General features: G+C 42.0%; 18 protein-coding genes. 9 read left to right on the top strand and 9 right to left on the bottom strand.

Annotated features, from left to right (window positions below; genetic code table 11):
• Positions 1 to 36: 36 nt before the first annotated feature.
• The 4 genes from E7588_07690 to E7588_07675 form a co-directional block, all read right to left on the bottom strand.
• Positions 37 to 1,944 (bottom strand): SpoIID/LytB domain-containing protein, encoded by a 1,908-nt coding sequence (locus E7588_07690; GenBank protein MBE6689139.1) that lies wholly within the window; start codon positions 1,942 to 1,944, stop codon positions 37 to 39.
• On the bottom strand, positions 1,925 to 2,440 hold the full coding sequence (locus E7588_07685; protein MBE6689138.1) for a hypothetical protein: 516 nt from the start codon (positions 2,438 to 2,440) through the stop codon (positions 1,925 to 1,927). Before E7588_07685 ends, E7588_07690 begins: the two co-directional genes overlap by 20 nt.
• Position 2,441: 1 nt before the next feature.
• Positions 2,442 to 3,893, bottom strand: coding sequence for a hypothetical protein (locus E7588_07680; protein MBE6689137.1), 1,452 nt, complete (start codon positions 3,891 to 3,893; stop codon positions 2,442 to 2,444).
• A gap of 623 nt (positions 3,894 to 4,516) precedes the next feature.
• Positions 4,517 to 6,205, bottom strand: coding sequence for an AMP-dependent synthetase (locus E7588_07675; protein MBE6689136.1), 1,689 nt, complete (start codon positions 6,203 to 6,205; stop codon positions 4,517 to 4,519).
• 197 nt (positions 6,206 to 6,402) lie between these two features.
• Here E7588_07675 and E7588_07670 point away from each other — a divergent pair, with 197 nt between their 5' ends.
• From E7588_07670 to E7588_07660, 3 genes are all read left to right on the top strand, one after another.
• Positions 6,403 to 6,933: a DUF1836 domain-containing protein gene (locus tag E7588_07670; protein ID MBE6689135.1), complete on the top strand. Its 531-nt coding sequence runs from the start codon at positions 6,403 to 6,405 to the stop codon at positions 6,931 to 6,933.
• Between the two features lie 372 nt (positions 6,934 to 7,305).
• Entirely contained in the window at positions 7,306 to 8,793 is a 1,488-nt protein-coding gene (locus E7588_07665) for a DUF1846 domain-containing protein (protein ID MBE6689134.1), read from the top strand.
• Complete coding sequence (locus E7588_07660) at positions 8,786 to 9,271, top strand: hypothetical protein (protein MBE6689133.1); 486 nt, start codon at positions 8,786 to 8,788, stop codon at positions 9,269 to 9,271. The genes E7588_07665 and E7588_07660 overlap by 8 nt, the downstream gene beginning before the upstream one ends.
• On the opposite strand, the gene E7588_07655 is transcribed toward E7588_07660, so the two are convergent.
• From E7588_07655 to E7588_07635, 5 genes are all read right to left on the bottom strand, one after another.
• Positions 9,252 to 10,046, bottom strand: a complete 795-nt coding sequence (locus tag E7588_07655; protein MBE6689132.1) for a sugar phosphate isomerase/epimerase — start codon at positions 10,044 to 10,046, stop codon at positions 9,252 to 9,254. The two genes, E7588_07660 and E7588_07655, sit on opposite strands and share 20 nt — an antisense overlap.
• A 446-nt stretch (positions 10,047 to 10,492) precedes the next feature.
• On the bottom strand, positions 10,493 to 11,302 hold the full coding sequence (locus tag E7588_07650) for a hypothetical protein (protein MBE6689131.1): 810 nt from the start codon (positions 11,300 to 11,302) through the stop codon (positions 10,493 to 10,495).
• Positions 11,302 to 12,834, bottom strand: coding sequence for a SulP family inorganic anion transporter (locus E7588_07645; protein MBE6689130.1), 1,533 nt, complete (start codon positions 12,832 to 12,834; stop codon positions 11,302 to 11,304). Before E7588_07645 ends, E7588_07650 begins: the two co-directional genes overlap by 1 nt.
• A 69-nt stretch (positions 12,835 to 12,903) precedes the next feature.
• The gene (locus E7588_07640; GenBank protein ID MBE6689129.1) at positions 12,904 to 13,635 is read right to left on the bottom strand and encodes a sugar phosphate isomerase/epimerase; all 732 of its coding nucleotides are present in this window, start codon (positions 13,633 to 13,635) and stop codon (positions 12,904 to 12,906) included.
• A complete protein-coding gene (locus tag E7588_07635; protein MBE6689128.1) occupies positions 13,635 to 14,789 on the bottom strand; it encodes a Gfo/Idh/MocA family oxidoreductase in 1,155 nt (384 codons plus the stop codon). The genes E7588_07640 and E7588_07635 overlap by 1 nt, the downstream gene beginning before the upstream one ends.
• A gap of 329 nt (positions 14,790 to 15,118) precedes the next feature.
• Between E7588_07635 and E7588_07630 the strand changes: the two genes are divergently transcribed.
• The 6 genes from E7588_07630 to E7588_07605 all read left to right on the top strand — a co-directional run bounded on the left by E7588_07630 (position 15,119) and on the right by E7588_07605 (position 20,817).
• Complete coding sequence (locus E7588_07630) at positions 15,119 to 15,826, top strand: NYN domain-containing protein (GenBank protein ID MBE6689127.1); 708 nt, start codon at positions 15,119 to 15,121, stop codon at positions 15,824 to 15,826.
• A 178-nt stretch (positions 15,827 to 16,004) separates the two neighbouring features.
• On the top strand, positions 16,005 to 16,154 hold the full coding sequence (gene scfA, locus E7588_07625; protein MBE6689126.1) for a six-cysteine peptide SCIFF: 150 nt from the start codon (positions 16,005 to 16,007) through the stop codon (positions 16,152 to 16,154).
• 67 nt (positions 16,155 to 16,221) lie between these two features.
• Entirely contained in the window at positions 16,222 to 17,571 is a 1,350-nt protein-coding gene (scfB, locus tag E7588_07620; protein ID MBE6689125.1) for a thioether cross-link-forming SCIFF peptide maturase, read from the top strand.
• Between the two features lie 13 nt (positions 17,572 to 17,584).
• The gene (locus E7588_07615; GenBank protein ID MBE6689124.1) at positions 17,585 to 18,787 is read left to right on the top strand and encodes a hypothetical protein; all 1,203 of its coding nucleotides are present in this window, start codon (positions 17,585 to 17,587) and stop codon (positions 18,785 to 18,787) included.
• A 76-nt stretch (positions 18,788 to 18,863) separates the two neighbouring features.
• Positions 18,864 to 19,736 carry a sugar phosphate isomerase/epimerase gene (locus E7588_07610; protein ID MBE6689123.1) on the top strand — a complete coding sequence of 291 codons (873 nt, stop codon included), beginning with the start codon at positions 18,864 to 18,866 and terminating at the stop codon, positions 19,734 to 19,736.
• Between the two features lie 16 nt (positions 19,737 to 19,752).
• On the top strand, positions 19,753 to 20,817 hold the full coding sequence (locus E7588_07605) for a hypothetical protein (protein MBE6689122.1): 1,065 nt from the start codon (positions 19,753 to 19,755) through the stop codon (positions 20,815 to 20,817).
• Positions 20,818 to 20,879 lie beyond the last annotated feature (62 nt).

Raw genomic sequence — 20,879 nt, 5'->3', positions numbered from 1 at the left:
AAACATCTCTTCTGCACGAAGAGATGTTTTTTTATGTTATTCGTAAGTTGAAATTACAGTACCCGGAAAATAAATGGAAAGTATTTTTTTGTAATCATAACCCATTTCAGCCATATCGTGGGTTCCGTACTGACTCAGACCGACACCGTGACCGTAACCCTTTCCGATAAATTGCAATGAACCATTGTTTGCAATGCGTCCGGGGGTAAGGTCGGAGGAAACGGCATACAAACTATCCGAGGCGGATATTGTTCCTTCACCGTTTGCTGTGAGAACAGGGTATGCTTTGTCGGTGGGGAGCGTAGAAAGTAGTGAATTAGCTTTAATCATGGGAATACCGCGTGTCATGATGAAGTTTGCGCTCTTGACAAATTTTGAAAGCAGAATACGCACTTTGTCAGTTGTTTTTACTTCCACCTTGTTGCCATCGGCATCTGTAAGCAGCACACTGTAAACATAACCCGCCGGTGTGGTTTCAAGTATTTTTAAATCGGTAATGGATGAGGTAAATTTGTCGGCATAAGCTTCTTTTCCGAGTATGTACTCAGAAAGCTGGCTCATGGTGACAGCTGTACTCCAAAGACCGTTTTTATATGAGCCGTACTTTTCTTCGGGTGTATCAACAGAAACGAGATAAGGGTATTTTCCTGTACTTCCGCCCCAAACGTTTGCGGCACTTTCGGTTGAACCGCCTGAAATGGCATGATAAAAAGTTTTGGCAGGTTCGCCGTTATAAGTAAGAATCATGCCTGAGGTTTCATCAATGCAGGAATCCGAGTATTCGGTAGAGCGCCCTCTTCCGAGGTATGCCTGGCAGTGGGTTTCACTGCACATATCAAAATCTGCACCGCTGTGGAAGCTGGAAAGTGCATACGTTCTGGATACAATGGAAAATGCCTTTATAGCTTCTCTCGGCCAGTCGTTGTATATTTCAAACGGAACAACACTTTTTACGTAGTCGTCCAGCTTGAGGATGTTTGTGAGCGTAAGTCCGTCAGAAGTGGCTTTGTATTCAAATGTGCCTGCGTAAATATTCCCTACGGCGGTTTTTAAATAGGGGAGTGTGTCGTACTCTATTACGGGTTCTTCGATTTTTATATCAATGGCTTCAATACTCAGTGACGGAACAATAGAATCAATGATATCTGCACCGTCATCGGCGTCATTACTTTGCTCTTTTTTATAGTTAGGCTCAATTTTCAGCCCGTACATCGATGTGTTGGCACGCAGAATAATTTTCCCTGTGTCATTATCTATAACAGTAATATATGTATCGGAGGCGGATTTGAGTGCAAATTCCTTTTTGTACACACCGGAAAGCTTAATGTATCTTTCGAGCGCTTCTTCTGATGTGGAATAGTCACCCATTCCAACATACATATTGCCCTTTTCAAATATAGGGTAAAATGGGTCGAAACCGTTTTTTGAAGTTGCATATGCTATTTCTTTTTTGATGGAAATTTCGTTGGGAAAAGAGTCGGTTACCCTTAATGCAAAAGTGTGTATATCGGCGTTATCTTTGTTTTTGACCGATTCGTAAACGCCTTTTTCGTTTTTTGCGACGTCAGCCTCACGTACAACCGAAACAGATTTTACAGGCGAAGAAAATGAAACGATTTCATTTCCGTTTTCATCTGTCATGAAAAAACGAAGCCCTGTCTCGGAAGAAAATGAGTGATTCATTCGCAGAAGATCATAGGAGGAGTTGCGGAAGAAAAGACCCACGCGGACAATTTTGTCCGATAATGACGAAGCAGAAGATGACACATCTTCTGCTTCGTTGGTTACTGTGACAATGTCGGCTGCTTCTGCGGTGTCATCTATTTCAAGAGCACCGACGGTCCATATACTGCCGATAGTTATTCCGATGGCGCCAAGCACCATAAGAGCAGCGAGTATAATAGCCATGATTTTTGTGAAGTTCTTATTGTTCACGTATCTCAAACTCTCCTCTCACCATAATGTATATTTCATCGGTTGTAGCAACGACAATACGTCCGTCGTCGCCCCTCGGAATGAGGCAATAATGATATCTGGGGAGCTCGTCATTGTTATAAAGCTCAATACCGGCTGTAAGGTCATTTATACCCTGATCCATGAAAGGAGATACTACAACAGCTTTTCCGGAACGGAGTATTATTTCGGTTGGCGAGAGAGGGTACAGCACCTGATTAAGCTTCATATTAACAACGGTATATCCCGAATTGATAACAGTAGCTTCGCCGTTTGTACCGGAGGAGGCACCGGCCGAAGAACTGAAATTATTTTGAATATATGTAGTGAGCTCAGTTTTCAGACGGGGAGCCAGCACTTCTTCAACATAACTCATGGTGACCAGCGGGTCATTCGAGGTGTCGGTTGCCATTGCCGAAAACAGTCCTGCGACTACGGCACATACTGTAATAATGATTACGGTAGCGGTTAGTGATAACTTTTTCATATTACTCTCCTTTATGCGTAAATGATGTTTTTGCAAAGCTTTCAAAAGGCTGAATATTCTGTTCGTAAAGTGTGTCGAAGGAAATGCCTGTGGCAAGATGTGAAAAGATTATTTCGTCTGATGCGGCAGCAATCTCGGGATAACAGGCACCCAATGTGGTTGCAAGGTCGTAATACGGATTTTTGAATATCTCGTCCATCATCAATGCCGAAGAATTGTCTGTCAGAAAATTGGTTACGTAATACTTTTTGTAGTAATCTATGTTGTTGAAGGAGGATTCGGAAGCAAGCTTTTGAAGTATTCTGCCACTGAACTCCGAATCGGGAATGTTGTTCATTACGCAAACCGCATCTGCGGAATCATCCATGTACGAACGAAAATCGGTTTTTTTTGTAAGCCTCGGCAAAGGCATTATGCCAAAATTAAGCCCAGCAGCGGATATTTCGCTTGCTTTGTCCAGCGGTGCGATGCAGAAAAGACCGCGTCCCTGAAGAAAGAGCTCATAGCCCGAAAGTCCTTGTACACCGTAAATATATATTTTGTCGACTTCATTATATAATAAACGACGGATTTTGTCAATAATATTTTTGGTTTTTTCGTTATTAAATATCATTTTTGGCGCATAAGGCGGATTGTTTTCAAAAAAAGGTTCTCCGCATGATGCCCACATGATGTCTACCATTTCCAATCTGGAATAAGAAGAACATAAACCGTATATGTCATCAAAATCGGCAATACGGTTGTTGTTAACATCTTTTATAACCGCTTTCGCCAGAACATCAAAACTGTCCCAGGTCCAGGTGCCTTTTTTCTCCATTTCGTACGGACTGAGAAGATTGTACTCCTGCACGAAATCCTTGTTGAAAAACACGCAGGTGGATTTGTCGGGCAGATAGGTAAGGTCACCATATACGGCATGCACGAAATTTCCGATGGTGGCAGAGTCAATGGCAGCTTTGTCAAAGCAATCTGCACTAAGATCGGTGTAGGGAAGCGCTTTAACACTCATCAGCTGATTTTGCGATACAAATAACGGCAACATATAGTTTGGAATAACCAGAAGGTCGCCGCAAAAAAGACCGGCGGCGTATCGGCTGTGAAGCTCAGCAACGAAGTTGTCTTTGTTGACACCTTCAAGAGATTTGATATTGATGTTGTATGCTTTTTCAACCTTGGCATTGCGCTCCAGAATTTTGTTTGAAATTGGCGAAGAATTCGCCTGAGGGAGGAATAAGCTGTCATTGTACATTGCTATTGTGAAATCTCTTGCGTTGTAATCATAAATTACATCGGTTGGTGAACTTTGTTCATCACCGGTAATCTGCTCATGAAAATCATTTGTTTCGTTTGGTATATCATTATCGCCTTCAATCAGCTCGGGGCCTATGGTTGTGCACGCGATTAAAATAAAAAGCGTAAATATACAAAAAAATGGCAATATAGTTTTTTTCATCTGACAAAATACTCCGATTTTTGAGTGTTTATTCAACCTGAATTAAGTATACCATAAAAAAGTTAATATTTCAACATATAGTATAAAACATAGTTTTACCAAACATGCATTTTTTTGAAAAGTAAAACCATATGTAGGCAACCTGCGGTAAAGTGCGCAGTATAAGCCTGTTTTTTGTGAAAAATGTGAACAAATCGGTATAATCACAGAATTTACATAAAACGATTGTGGTTTAATTTCTTCAAAGTTTTGCACATAATCCGCACGGCAAATGTGGAAAACTTTTGACTTTTGCAGTGGATTTATCGAGTTATACACACAATCCGCAGAGTTTTCCACATTAACCGGCGCAAAATAACGTCTTTGTTTGTGGTGAAAACCAAAACGACAGATTTGCTTTAGTTGGTTTTAAGTTTTTTTCAAAGTTATACCACAGGAGAAAATATTAACAAAATGATAATAAATGTTAATTCGTTTTTGAGAAATAATTATACGTAAATACGGGTGTTTGCATATTTTGAAGCTTTTGCATGGGAATTGTTCGTGCGTATTGATGCATACTATATTTTGTGGTGGTAAAAAAAGAAAAACCGCAGAGCCAACGCTCTGCGGTTTGGTATGAATTATTTTCCTACACTGTTTCTCTTGATCTTTTTGGAAGTAGTCTTTTCAAACTCGGTTTCTCTCACTGTCACGTTTTTGATATGCTTGTAAGAGGGGAGGACTGCACATGCTTTTTTAACCTCTGCCTTAATTGTTTCAAGCACATTTTCTATTCCGTCGGTTTTTATCTTGTCATAGTTGGGGAAAACCTCGGCACAAAGTGCGATTTCTTCGCCTTCTTCGTTCTTTTCGGAGAATACAACCACTTCACTTACATAAGGACTGTTCATTATATATTCTTCGATTTCCTCGGGATAAATATTCTTTCCGTTGGTCAGGACTATAATGTTTTTCTTACGTCCAGTGATATAAATTCTGCCTTCGCTGTCAATTTTGCCGTAGTCACCCGTGAAGAACCAACCATCCTTGATAACTGCTGCAGTGGCTTCGGGCTGCTTGTAATAACCCATCATGACTGTGGGGCTTTTTACGCAGATTTCACCGATACCATCCTCGGGATTATCAATTCTTACCTGAGCACATGGCAACGGGTAACCAACCGATTCCAGAATGTTGTCATCAAGACGGTTTACCGAAACCAGAGGAGAGCACTCGGTGATACCATATCCGTTTATAAGCGGAACACCGATGGAGTTGAACAGAGCGCCTATTTCAGGTCGGATGGGTGCACCGCCCGCAACTATCTGTTTGAGCTCGCCACCGAACGCAGAAAGAACACTCTTGAACAGCTTTCTTCTCAGGTCGATTCCAACTTTCATAAGGCCGTTGGAAACCTTGATGAGCACCTTGAGCATCTTATCTTTGCCGCTTTTTTCGGCAGAAGCCCATATTCTGTTGTAGAAACTGTCGGCGAACGCAGGTACAAGAAAAATGTACTCCGGCTTGAATTCCTGGAGATTCTTAAGAGTATTACGTAAAGAATCATTTATACATATGGTAGAGTGATGGTGCAGAGAAACCAGCAGACCGATTACGGCTTCGTATGTGTGATGGTAAGGAAGCACGGAAAGGCAGGTTTCGTATATGGTTTCAACACGCAGACCATGATAAATGCAGGAAACCATGTTGTCCTCGGAAAGCATAACGCCCTTCGCAAGGCCTGTTGTACCTGAGGTATAAACCAAAAGACGCATTTCGGAAGTGTCGTTTACGTTATCAAGATACTCGGTGTAACCGCTGTCAAGAAGCTCTTCACCGCGTTCAACCAGTTTGTCGTAGGAAAGGAACATTCCGTCCTCTTGTTCGCTGTCCAGAGCGATATAATACTTGATATTGGGAAACTTGTCGGTGTTTTCACGCAGTTCCTTTTCAAATTTCTTTGAATAAAACAGTATCTGGCTGTCACTGTCGTTTACTATTCTCACTATATCGTCAAAAGGAAGCTCTTTGTCTACTGGAACGTAGGCACCCGGAGAATTGATAACGGCGAGAAATACAGTTATCCACTTGTAGGAATTTTCACCGGTCAGAGCAATGTGCTTGTCGCCAAAGCCCATCTTTCTTAACTGTGAGCCGATAGCGCGTGTGCGTCTTACGAAATCACGGTAAGTTACGGCTTCTATCGCATCGCCTGCTATTCGGTATTTAAAGGCGGTTTTATCGCCGGCTTCTCTTTCGGCAATTTCAAGCATTTCCTTGATAGAACTGAATTTTGTCGGATTTAGATACTCAAACTCTTTCTTTTTCATATAACCCTCCATGGTTTAAAAAAACCATTCATTTAGTTTCGCATACTATTATATCAGATTTTTGAAATCATGTCAATAGCATACATAATCATTTAACAAATTTATAAAAAATGTCTTGACTTGTGAACATAATAATGCTATACTATATTCAATTGTTATGATATGACTTTGAATATTATATTTTCGAGAGGTTATTCATGCCAAACACGGATATTGAAAAAAATGATATACTTGAATTTCATCTTCCCAGATGGGATGAGCTTCCTGAAATAGAGCTTTATATGGATCAGGTGGTATCCTATCTGGAAAAGAAGCTTGAGATTTTTGCGGAATCGAAGGATCAGAAAATAATAACTTCCACCATGATAAACAACTATGTAAAGCAGAAGGTTGTAAAGCCGCCCGTAAACAAGAGATACGGCAGACTTCAGCTTGCGTATCTTTTTGTGGTGTGTCTTTTAAAAAGACTTATGAGCATTTCGGAAATATGCGAAAGCATCGAAGTAATGCTGAAAAAATACAATTCACAGCAGGTGTACGATTTGTTTTGCGATGAGCTGGAAAATGCACTTCATGTTGCTTTTACGGGCAAGGATATGTCAAACGGCATGATGGATGAGGCTATTCCGCGCGAGGTGGTTGCGATAAGAGCTGCAGTGATGTCACTTGCAAATCTTATTCTTGCCCGACGTATCATCGCTTCAAAAAAGCAAAATTTCGTTGAATAATTTCTTCTTGAATGCTCACATTATATGTGGGCATTTATTTTTGATAAGGAGAGAATAATGAAGGAATCCAAACTTAAAAAGAAAAACAGAAACCTCAAAGAGGGAGAACCTCCCTACAAAACCCACGCTCTTGCAGATGACAGCACACGCGACCCCGATACCAATGCGGCAATACCTTCTGAAAGCGCCGTCAGGCAGGCACGGGACTGGTCGATAGAAAACAAACTTTAAATTTATTTGATTTTTTGAAAAAAGCTCTTGAAATTTTTTCTTATAGATGATATAATTATAAGGGCTCATCGCAAAGCACCCCGTGACGGGGTGTTTTGTATTTTTTGAAAGGACGGACAATGCAGCGGCATTGCAAAAGTAATGAATAAAATCGGATTCGATAACGACCAGTACCTCAAGCTTCAATCTGAAAAAATCAGAGAAAGGATAGACCGTTTCGGCGGAAAACTGTATCTTGAATTTGGCGGCAAGCTTTTCGATGACTATCACGCTTCCCGTGTGCTTCCCGGCTTCAAACCCGACAGTAAAGTCAGAATGCTTCTCGAAATGAAGGATGATGCCGAAATAGTTGTTGTTATCAGCGCCGATGATATAGAGAAAAATAAACGTCGCGGAGACCTTGGTATTACCTATGATTCTGATGTTCTCCGGCTTATTGACGCGTTCAGAGAAATAGGGCTTTATGTAGGAAGTGTCGTAATAACTCACTACCGCGAACAGTCTGCCGCTGCCGCATTTCTCAACCGTCTGGAAGCCCTTGGTGTGAAGTCCTATAAGCATTACCCCATACCGGATTATCCCGCTAATATCCAGCTTATCGTGAGCGATGACGGTTTTGGTAAGAATGAATATATCGAAACAACCAGAAAGCTTGTTGTTATAACGGCACCCGGCCCCGGAAGCGGTAAGATGGCAACATGCCTTTCTCAGCTTTACCATGAGTTCAAAAGGGGAATCAAGGCGGGATATGCAAAGTTTGAAACCTTCCCGATATGGAATCTTCCCCTCAAGCATCCGGTAAATCTTGCATATGAGGCGGCAACTGCCGACCTTAACGATATGAATATGATAGACCCATATCACCTTGATACTTACGGCACAAAAAGTGTAAATTATAACAGAGACGTGGAAATCTTCCCCGTTCTCAATACCATGCTTGAAAGAATACTTGGTAAGTCTCCTTACAACAGTCCCACCGATATGGGCGTAAATATGGCGGGCTTCTGTATTTTTGACGACGAGGCGGTTAGTGAAGCCTCCAAGCAGGAAATACTCCGCAGATATTACAGCGCTCTTTGCTCGCACCGTCAAGGTATGTCGGCGGATGAAAACGAGATTTATAAAATTGATTTGATAATGAACCAGCTGGGCATCACAACTAAGGATCGTACGGTTGCCGAGGCGGCTGTTTCGGTTGCTGAAAGCACGGGAATGCCTGCAGTGGCAATTGAACTTGATGACGGAACGATAGTGACCGGTAAAACATCCTCTCTTTTGGGTGCATCGGCAGCAGTTCTTTTGAATGCACTTAAGCATCTTGCGGGTATTGACCACGAAAAGGAGCTTATAGCACGCGAAATAATAGAGCCTATACAAGCTCTTAAAACCACCCATATGGGTAATCACAACCCGCGTTTGCACACCGATGAAATACTTATTGCCTTGTCCATCTGTGCTGTTACCGACCCCGCAGCGGCACTTGCAATGCAGCAGCTTTCAAAGCTTCGTTGCTGTGATGCGCACGCTTCCGTTATTCTTTCCCGCGTGGATGAGAATGTTTTTCAGAAGCTTGGTGTGAATATAACATATGAGCCCAAGTATCAGACAAAGAAGCTTTACCATGCGTGAAATGATATACACTCCTCAGCGAAAACCTCGGAAAGCATTAATATATATTTTGTTTCTGTTTTTGACAGCGCTTCTTTTTGCGGCGCTTAATATCAATGGTTTCCCGTTCAAATGGCTGTTTCAAGCCGGAATGTTTCTTTGCCTTGCTCTTTTCATTCTTACTGTTACCAGATATTTTATATATGAGTACAGATACATAATTACCGACGAGAACTTTAGCATTGTGCAAAAAAGCGGAAACCGAGAAACTATACTATGCAATCTTGATCTTTCTACAGCAGTGGCGGTGTACAATAAAGCCGAGCTGAAAGAGCATAAAAAAGAAATCGGACATATAAAAACCTCGTATAACTATACTCAGAATTTTATGTCCGATGACATACTGTATTATATTTTTGAATTTAATGGTGCAAAATGCAGTGTAGCATTTGAAGCTGACGAATTCTTTGCCGATGGACTCAAAGCGAGGATTTTATAAGCTCTCTCAGCTTTGAGATTGAATTGACAATATCGTCGTCACTAGAGTAGTTATCACTGTACACCTCGATTATCAGATTTCCGTCGTAACCCGTTTCTTTAAGTTTTTTCAGTACAGAGAGAATGTCGCAGTTGCCGTCACAAGGCAGGCGGCATTCTTTTTTTGCAAAATCAAAATCATTTATGTGAACGTTTTTGATTTTATTTCCCATCGCTTCAATCATGCGTAGAGGGTCGTTTTCGGCGCGGATACACTGCTTTAAATCAAAGGTGTAGTTGATACTGCTATTGCAGGCAACGTTCATATGGCTTATGAAATCGGCGTCGGCGGTTACTGTGCGTGAAACGTTTTCGTGGGTAAGGATTATTCCGTACTGTAAGGCTGCGTCCGAAATCATATTGTAACGCCGGACATATTCATCCATCCCGCAAAAAGAGGCGGGATAAGCGCCGTGGAGCACAAAATAACGGGTGCCAAGATACTGTGCCGCTTCAAACATCTTCTTGTAAATATCCAATCCGTCTCCAAAGCGTCTGTCGTACGGCGAAAAAAACAAAAATGATTCCAGTCCCGAAAGAAAAGGGTGGACCGAAGCTACTTTTACTCCGTGACAGTCGGCAATGCTTTTTAACTCTTTCACAAACGACATTTCCAATTCGGAAAAACAGTTGAAAAATATCTCGCATACCGATATATCAAATTTTGTAATACGTTCTAATGCTTTTTCCAGATACATAGGATAAAAGCAGGCAGTAGAAATTCCTATATCAAACATGGCAAAGTTCCTTTCAATATATCATTCTATCACACACGGAGAACAAAATCAATATTATTTTGTGACAAATTTGTATCGCTTGAATATGATAACAGTAAAACACCTGTAATAATTACGGAGGGATAACTTATGTGTAATCTTTCAAAGGCCGTAGGAATTTCTGTGTGCACCTTCGGAGTGGGCATAATGACAGCATTCTTTTTGCCGGAGGCGGTGCTTGTGGTACTGGAGGCGGTTGTAATTATTACAGCAGGCATTATATTTTTTAAAGCATAGAAAGGAATATTTACCATGAAAATTATGGTGTTTAAGCCACCCGGTTTTTTGCGCGGAATACTTTTAAAGTTGTTCGGTACAAGCAAAAAAGGAAATGAGCAGAATTGAATTCATAAAGAAAGAGAGACAAAGCCTTAAAAGGATTTATCTCTCTTTTTGATATGCTGTAATTAAGCTTTAAGCACTCCAAAGCCGATGGAAAGCTCTCCGCCGCCCAGAAGAAAGGCTTTCATGTTTTTTTGCAGTGTGGAGTTTTCTGGTAATTCTTCTACCGGCTTTTGAGCATCGGGGCCGAATACGCGCTTCATCGCAGACTGAGAAGGCGAGGTTTCCACCACTTCAAACATTTTGTAGAACATAGCAAGATTTGAATCCGGCTTTACCATTCCGGGCAATGCCGGGTCAAGCATCCAACTGTGGCATACCATGTACTTGTACTCAAATTCCGGGAAATATTGTCTGTAAAATTCCTTTGCCCGTGCAATCGATTCACGGCAAGCCTCAGGGGTTAGTCCGGGACCCTCCTGAATGTGCATGTAAATGACATTGTCGCCTACTTTTAGCCCGTGAGCCGGGGAGGCTGTTTCACAAGCCTGATGAGCGTATTGCAACCGTCCTATTTTTATGACTTTTACATTGTGAATCGCACATTCCCAGGGAATGGTTGCAAAACCTATTTCACCTGTTGAATTGTAATGATTCATAACCCATACGCCTACATCGTTGAGCGAATCAAGTATGATATCGTCCGGTATGTTTTTCTTCTTGTATTTTATCATTGCGTTGTCCATATCCGCAAGGATGTATACCAGATTGAGAAAACAGTCACCCAGATTCATAAGGTAATCCCCGGGATTTTCGGCTTTTTGCGCAGGTATCAACTTGTCCATGTCGAAGTCTGCAAGCTTTTCAACAAAAAGACTGTTTAACTTTTGACCCAAACCAAGATTTATGAAGCGGGTAGTGAGCAGATTTTTCATTATTTGGTTACTCCTGATTTCAAAAATAGAGCTTCTTGGCTTTTGTTGATGTTTACTATTTCGGCACCCAGTTCATTTTTGATATCCTTAAGTGCATAAACACCTGATGTGTCACACACGGTAACCGCCTGAGTATCTATCGTAATACGGTTGTATTTGCCTTTTATACCCTCAAAAACCGATTTGAGCTTGGGAACATTGACAAATGCCATGCATCCGTAAAGTTTGATTGTTGCACATTCTCCGTCTTCGAGAATGTCTGTTCCCAGCTTGCACTGCTTTGTTGCTTTGTGTTTCAAAACCTTTATCGCAAAGAGAACAAGAGAATAAACAATACCTATAACAATCGCAACCGTAAGGTCGAAAACAACAGTGGCAATCATGGTAATGAGGAATTTTGAAACAGCACCCAGCATTTTCTTAGAGAAAAACTCTTTGATCATGTGCCATTCGTTCATTCTCCATGCGGTTACCATAAGAACTCCCGCCAGTGCGGAAAGAGGAAGCTGAGCCATAACGGGACCGAGTAGGAACATGGAAGCGAGCAATGCTACGGAATGAAATACACCGCAAAGCCTTGTCTGACATCCGCTCTTTATGGCAACACTGGTACGTGCAATGGCGGCAGTGGAGGGGACACCTCCGAAGAAAGGAATAATAATATTACCCACACCTTGAGCAATGAGCTCACGATCGGCATCAAATTCTTCGTTTTTCATTCTGGAAGCACTTGCACCGCACAAAAGGCTTTCAATCATTCCCAGTGCGGCAATGGTGATTGCAGGGGAGATAAGACCCGTAATACTGCTAAAATCAAGCGAACCCAGTATCAGCCTGTTTTCGGGAAGCAGTGTGCGGGGAATGTCGCCAACCTTTGCAACGTCGAACTTGAGAACATAGCTGAGAATTCCCACAATAATAATGGAAATGAGAGAAGAAGGAACTTTCGCATTCCACTTTTTGGGGTAAACCACCATAATGGCGATTACCGCAAGACCGCATATAACGGCTTGTAAGTTGGGAGGAAATCCCAACTCGGAATATGAGCCTATTTTTTCGAGTGCAGTTTCTCCAACAGAGGTCGTTCCGAAAAAGTTATCAATCTGCCCCATGGCAATTATAACTGCGATACCCGAGGTAAAGCCTGTAACGACCGGCATTGGGATAAGCCCCACAAGCTTTCCGAGCTTGAAAATTCCGCAAATGAGAATTATGATTCCCGCAAAGAGCGATGCAACAAATACACCGTTAAGTCCGTACTTTGCAACTATAACCATGAGCACCGCTGTCATGGCGCCGGTAGGACCGGATATCTGGAAGGATGCGCCCGACAAAAGGCTCATTACTATACCTGAAAGAATGGCAGTAATGAGCCCCGCGGCGGCATCGGCACCGGAGCCTACACCGAATGCTATGGCGAGAGGCAGAGCTACGGCACAAACCGTAAGACCTGCCATTATATCTTTGGTAAGGCTTGAAAGATTATAGCCTTTGAATTCCTTTTTTAAATCGTTTATGTATTTTTTTACCAATGTTTTCAGCTTCTTTCCAAACGCACCAAACGGACGCACAGCGTGCGCCCGTATTGGTACAAAGTATTTTTAATCAAGTGTCTTAAGGTAATTAAAGCATTGAGTTACTTCCTCAATACCGTTGGGGAGAAGACCTTCGCTTTCAACCACAATGTCACAGCCGAGTTCAATTGCCTTTTTTCGTACCGCTGCAACAGGTGCCTCGCCTTGTCCCAGATACTTTCCGGTGCCGTCGGCAAGTCCGTCCTTGAGATGAATAACGGGGACACGCTTACCGAGTCTGTCGAGAAGAGCGATGGGGTCGGCTTTTGCAACAAAAGCCCAGTATGTATCAATCTCAAAAAGAATTTCGGTACGCTTTTCAAGTTCTTCATGAGCTACGATTCCATCGTTGTTGGGGAGAAATTCACGGGAGTGATTGTGGTATAATAATTCCAACCCTTCCTTTGTTACGAGGGGCTGATATTTATTTACAAAATCGATGAATTCATCCAAAGATTTTTTTGTAGAGGTGTCTGCACCGGGTACAATTATACGTTTTGCACCGATGGCTTTGTGGTAAGCGATAGTTGCGTCAAAATCGCTTTCAATAGCCTGCCAGCCGGTGTGAGTACCGCAAACGGTAAGACCGTATTTTGTAAGCCAGGCTGCAACATCCTTTGCATCATGACCGAAAAATCCCGCGGGCTCTACCATTTTGTATCCGATTTCGGAAACCTTTTTCAGTGCGCCTTCAAAATCTTTGGGAGTTATATCACGTATGGAATACAACTGAAGACCGTAATTCATATTTTTCACCATTATAATGTGGGAATCTGAATTTCAATTTCCTTGCCCAGCTCGGAAGAACGAACGATACCGTCCAGAATTGCCTGGTTGATAACGATTTGGCTGGAAGGAATAGGTGCGGGAGAACCCTCTTTAACGGCATCAAGGAAAGAACGTATCTTTTTATCAAAGAGAGATGTGTTATCGTTGATGATGGGCACGGTAATTTCAACCTGGCTGCCTGCAATTTCCTTGTAGATCTTCATAGGTCCGCCGACAGAGCCGTTCCAGCATTCGGTGGAGGGGATTCTCAGACCGCCCTTGGTACCCAGAATGAGAGTGTCGCCTGCGGTGTCCATGTTCATCGCCCAGGAAATACGGAAGTCCAGAATTATGCCGCCTTCAAGACGTACAAAGCCTGCCGCAAAGTCGTCAACACCGAACTTTTCGGCATACTCGGGATGAGTGGGATAGTAAGAGGGCTGTGTGCCGAAGAATGCAGATTTGTAACCGGAAACGGTGAGAGGCTTGGGATAACCCACAGCGTTGAGTACCATGTCCAGAGAATAGCATCCGATGTCACCCAACGCACCGATACCGCCGGTGCTCTTTTCGATAAATGTAGTACCGAAAGGAGTAGGGATACCTCTGCGACGACCGCCACCGGTCTGTATGTAGTAAATCTGACCAAGCTCTCCGGAATCAACAATTTCCTTGATTTTCTTCATGTTTGCATCAAGGCGGGGCTGGAAACCGATAGAGAGAATCTTACCGCTCTTCTTTTCGGCTTTCATAATTTCGATAGCTTCATCAAGTGTAACGCACATGGGCTTTTCAAGAAGAACGTTAACGCCCTTTTCCAGCGCGTGGATTGTACAGGGAGCATGCTGGCAGTTGTAGGTACAAATGCTTACTGCATCAAGCTTTTCGGCATCCAGCATTTCAACGTCACTGTTGTAGCAACGTACGCCTTCAACACCGTGCTTTTTGAAGAACGCTTCTGCTTTGCCGGGAACAAGGTCCGCACCGGCAACTATTTCAATGTCGGGGCATTTTTTGTAGCTGGAAATGTGAGCTTCCGCAATCCAGCCTGTACCGATTATACCGACTTTGAGCTTTTTGGAAGTGTCAACAACCTTTTCTTCTTGGTTTGATTTGAATTTGTTGAGGATATCGTTATCAGCCATGATTAATCTCCTTTAATGAAAATATATTGATTTGCCATAACATGATTATATAACAAAACCGTTGATAAATCTATAATTTATTTGTCAAAAAATATAAAATACAGGCTCTGGGTTTGGCAACGGTATTGTATATCATACATATTTTAATGCCATACGCACCATATTACAATAGCTTTTTTACTCAATTTACTTTTTATTTACAAATACGAATTTACAGATAAAAAAATATATTGTAAAATATAAAACGAAGAAAGGGGTGAATAAGTATAAGTATTCTCAAAAAACTGTTTGGAAACAAAAGCACCACGCTTCCGAAAGCATATGCTTATGTGGATTTTGAGCATTGGTATATTTCCATGGAAAATATACACAAAAGCCGTCCCGACATCAAGGCATGGCACGATGATTTAATGAAGAATTACAATGTCAGAAGTATAGTGTTTTTTGCCGATTTTTCAAACGTAAAATTAAAAAATGAGATTTCAAACATCCGTAAAATTACCAACTCCATAATCGATACTCAGAACAACGGACATTACAAAAAGGACTACACCGATTTTATTATGCTGGACCACATTTATCAGAATGCCGTCGATAACAGCGATATTGATGCCCATATTATTTTCACGGGCGACGGACATTTTTCTTCGGTTGCAAATTTTCTGAAGAATAAAATGCGTAAAAAAGTAATCGTATACGGTGTAAGCGGGGCATTCAGCACACGTCTCAAGGACGCCGCTTCAAAAAGCGTTGAACTGCCTTTCCCGGAATCAAAAAACAAGTATTACAAAATGATAGTTGAAAATTTCAGATTTATCGGTACACAAAAAAATAAGCGTATAATCCCCACGTTCATGAGTACTGCGGAAAGACTTTCCGTTCAGAACAATGTTTCACCGGATGAGGTTAAAAAGGCACTGTCCGAAATGATAGACGCCGGCTACATTCATAAAAAAGATAAAAAGCTCGCTCGCGGACAGAACGTGAAAATTCTGGTTGCCGACTGGAAAAAGATTAATAAAGACAAAATCGGATGATTGATTATCAAAAAGGAGAGACGATTTTCGTCTCTCCTTTTTGCCTTATACTATGCGCCAAAATAAAAAACTGATGTATTTTAAAAAACATGCTGACAAAAATTATTTTTTCTATTGATTTTTTTTGCATATTATGCTATAATGGTAAAAAATAATTGTAAAAGGAGATATATAGACAATGAAAAACATCGTTACTCTTAACAAAAATACTTACGCTCAGAACGTTAAGACCTCCGGCTGCGGCGAATGCCAGGCTTCTTGCCAGTCCGCTTGCAAGACCTCTTGCACCGTTGCAAACCAGAAGTGCGAAAAGAAAGACAACAAATAATAAAAACGCAGTTTGTTAACGGGGGTTCCTGTGTGAGTCCCCGTTTTTTTCTTGAAAGGTTAATATGCTGATACATAAGTATAAATTAAACGGCTACAACATTGTAATTGACACAAACTCCAACGGAATCCATCTTGTAGGGGATGCGGTATATGATATGGTAGACAAGCTTTGCCCGCCTTTGAAGTCTGCCTGCCCCGAGGAGCTTTTCGGTCTCCCGTACAGCCGAGAGGAAATAGAAGAAGCTTATTCTGATATTTTAGAGCTTTGGAACAATGGACTTCTGTATGCCCCCAAAATTGAAGTGGGAGACCTGTATCATGGAAAAATCCCGATTAAATCCATGTGCCTGCACATATCCCACGACTGTAACATGCGTTGCGAGTATTGCTTTGCTTCGGCAGGTGACTATGGCAGAGACCGCTCCCTCATGTCGCTTGAAGTGGGCAAAAAGGCAATAGATTTTCTTCTGGAAAAATCTCTGCATATAAAAAATCTTGAGCTTGACTTCTTCGGCGGTGAGCCGCTTATGAATTTTGAAGTGGTTAAACAGCTTGTCAAATATGGTAGAGAAGAGGAGAAAAAGCGCGGTAAGCATATCCGCTTCACCATGACTACAAACGGTGCTTTGCTGGATGATGAGGCAATCGATTTCATCAATGCCGAAATGCACAATGTGGTACTTTCCATTGACGGAAGGAAAGAAGTAAATGATAAAATGCGCCCGTTTGAGGATGGAAGCGGTTCGTATGACGTGATTCTCCCCAAATATAAAAAGCTGGTGGAAAAGCGTACCACAGGTTCGTATTATGTGCGCGGTACGTTCACACATGACAATCTGGACTTTTCAAAGGACGTTCTGCATCTTGCTGATTGCGGATTTGATGAAATATCCGTAGAGCCCGTAGTTCTTGAGGCTGACAATAAATATGCTCTGCGCGAAGAGGATATTCCTGTGATATTTGAGGAGTATGAAAAGCTTGCAAAGGCTATAATCGAACGTGATAAATCCGGAAAGCACTTTAATTTCTTCCACTTTATGATTGATTTGGAAAACGGTCCGTGCGTTTATAAGCGTTGTAAGGGTTGCGGCTCCGGAAGTGAATATGTGGCGGTTACTCCTAACGGAGATATTTACCCCTGTCATCAGTTTGTCGGAGATACAAGCTTTAAAATAGGCAGTATTTTCGATGAAGAATATAATTATGATATTCAGAAGACTTTTGCACTGTCTACCATCGATTCAAACCCCGAATGTGACAAATGCTGGGCAAAGTACTTCTGCGGAGGCGGATGCGCGGCAAACAACAGCAAATTCAACAAGAATATAAAAATTCCTTATAAAATGGGTTGTGAGCTTGAGAGAAAGCGCGTTGAGTGTGCTATTATGATCAAGGCTGCTCAGGCTTCCCAATAAAGGAGAGATCAAAATGGCTGCAAAAAGAAGTAAAAAGAGGAAACTTAAAACCTCGGTAAAGCTTTTTGCCGCCGTTTTTTTCGTGTTAATTGTCTGCGTGACGGCGTTTACATGCGGCAAACCGAAAAATAACGGTGAAAATACAGCGGAGAAAACCGGAATTTTTGCTCTGTCTCTTCCGCAACCGATTGTTAAAATTACGGCACTGAATGAATTTTGCAGAATAAAAACGGTTATCAATAATGACTTGATTCGTCACTATCCGCTTTTTCCGGAAAATGGTGAAATAAATAAAGCTGTTGCATCTGAGATAGTTGAATCCGGAAAAGAACTGCTGCCGGTGAATGCTTATTTCGATCAGTCGTTTTACAGTATCGTTATGCGTGACAAAAACGGCAATACTTTAAGCTTCAATTATTCTGCAAGCCGTGAACCGCTTTTTCTGTCGGTTGTTGCCCCCGATTTGTTTGACCTTTACGGAGAAGTGCCTTTTTACCTTGACGATAAAAGTATAACACTGTATGCTGACGGAAGCGAAACCGTAATATTGCTTTCCGAATATGACAATAGTATAAATCTTCCGTATGTACCGCCGGTGTACACTCCCGCCGCAGAGGGTGAAAAGGTTATAGCTCTCACTTTTGACGATGGCCCGCACCGTCCCGATATTACACGTAAGATTTTATCTAAACTGAAAGAACGACGTGCCAAAGCAACGTTTTTCGTTCTGGGTTTCGAATGTCCCGATAACGGCGTAATACTTAATGAAATACTCAAAAGCGGCTGTGAGATAGGTAACCATTCCTGGCGTCATGAAAAACTCAATGAGCTTTCCCGTGCAGACGCTTTGGCGAGTGTTACCAAGACTCAGAACATTGTGTATGAAAAAACGGGTGTATATCCGAAGGTGTTTCGTCCGCCATACGGTGACGAACGCCTTGATATAATGGAAGAATTGGGGCTTTTTCATGTAGAGTGGTGCGTAGACCCCGAGGACTGGAAGGTCAAAGACCCGGCGGCACTTTCTCAGCATGTGAAAGAAAAAGCGCGTTCGGGATACGTTGTGCTTATGCATGATATATATGAAGCTTCCGGAGAAGCTGCGCTGGAGTTGATAGACTGGTTTTGTGACAACGGCTGGCGCCTTGTAACGGTAAGTGAGTTGTTTGATTTTGAAAATCGCGAGTTTTCTACTGACATTTTCAGAATGAAGTAGTTGACTTTTTCATTGACTTGTTACAAATCAAGCTATAACAAAACTATAATAAAACTATAATAGAACGAGGTGTGTTATGCAGTATTCAGTAAGTATTTACAGCTACGGTACATACAGAGCCGAAGATAAGCTCGGACTGGAAGGAATTATAAGAAAAACAAAAGAACTGGGCTTTGACGGCATTGATTTTACAGGTTACAGCCCCGATACTGAAAATGTTATGGGGATTGCTCAGCGGGCGAGAGAACTTTGCGGAGAACTTGGACTTGCAATCAATAACGTTTGCTTTGCGGCAGATTTCCTCAACGGCTCGAATGGTGTTTTGAAGGACGAAATTGAACGTGTAAAAAAATGTGTCGACATTGCGGAAGCCTTCGGTGTCAAGCTTATGCGCCACGATCCTGGCCATGCATATCCTGTAAGTGTCAAAACCGGAAGAAGCTTTGACTGCGCGATTCCGCGTCTTGCAGAGGGATGTCGCGAGGTTACAAAATATGCCGAGCAAAAGGGGATTGAAACCTGCATAGAAAACCACGGCCAGTTTGCTCAGGATGCCGAGCGTGTTGAAAAATTAATAAATGAGGTGGATAGCCCGAATTTCGGTGCACTTGTAGATATAGGTAACTTTATGTGTGCGGATCAGGACCCTGCCAAAGCGGTGGGGATTCTTGCTCCCTACGCAAAATATGCACATGCGAAAGATTTCTATTTCAAAGAGGGGTACCTGGATAACCCGGGTGAGGGATGGTTTATGTCACGTGCGGGCAACTATCTCAAAGGTGCTATCATCGGTCACGGTGCAGTGCCTGTACGTCAGTGTATAAATATATTAAAAAAAGCGGGATACGATAAAGGCTTTTCTATTGAATTTGAGGGTAAAGAGGACAACATTGAAGGAATCCGGATCGGTCTTGCGAACCTTCGCAGATTTTGTGAAGATAAGATATGATATGAGGTGCTGAATAATGGATATAGCTGAAATTGATAAGAATTTTAAGTTACAGTCGACATTGGACGAAAAGGATATTGTGTGGTACAATTCGCATGATTCGGCTTTCGATATTTACGGCCTTTACAATCCGCATGACAATGTTTATTACAGACGCATGCCTTCCGAGATTGCCAAAAGTGTCAGTGACGGTGTTGCACATCTCAGTTGTCAGACTGCCGGCGGACGTATAAGGTTTTCCACTGATTCAAATTATATCGCAATCAAATATGTAGGTTCGTGTCTTGCAATGGCGCATATGCCTTCCACTGGTAATACCGGCTTTGATTTGTACATAGACGGTGACAACGGAAGTGAGTATTACAGAACATTTGTTCCGCCCACATCTTTTGACAAGGAGTATGACAGAATAATATACCTTCCGGTAGGTAAAAAGTATGTAACAATTAATTTCCCGCTTTACAACGGAGTGCGGGAATTGTATATCGGAGTGCGTGAAGGCTCCTTTGTCGGAGAGGGAAAGAAGTATAAATATGATAAACCGGTGGTATATTACGGCTCTTCCATTACTCAGGGCGGATGCGCTTCAAGACCAGGAAATGCGTATCAGGCGATACTTTCCCGTATGCTGGACTGTGATTTTATAAATCTCGGATTTTCCGGCAGCGGCAAAGGTGAGAAAAATATGTGCGATTACATCGCGAGTCTGGATATGAGTGCATTTTTTATGGATTATGACCACAACGCTCCGAATGTCGATCATCTCCGTGCTACACATGAAGCGCTGTATCTCACCGTTCGTGAAAAACACCCTGATATACCCATAATTATGGCATCAAAATCCGATGATGTAAAATACGATTCGTTTATTCCTGCACGACGCAGTGTCATATACGAGACATACCGCAAGGCCCTGGAAAGAGGGGAAAACGTGTATTTTATAGATGGTCAGCAGATTTTCGGTGTTGAATTCAGAGATTGCTGCACTGTTGACGGCTGTCACCCCAATGACTATGGCTTCGTACAGATGGCAAAATATTTTTATCCGTATTTAAAGAGAGCTCTTGAAAAGCAAAGATAATCAATTGGAAATAATGTACAAATCACGGCACATATTATGCGCCGTGATTTGTTACAAAATGG

It is taken from the genome of Oscillospiraceae bacterium, assembly GCA_015065085.1.
GTDB lineage: Bacteria > Bacillota > Clostridia > Oscillospirales > SIG627 > SIG627.
This window is presented reverse-complemented; position numbering and strand designations above follow the sequence as displayed.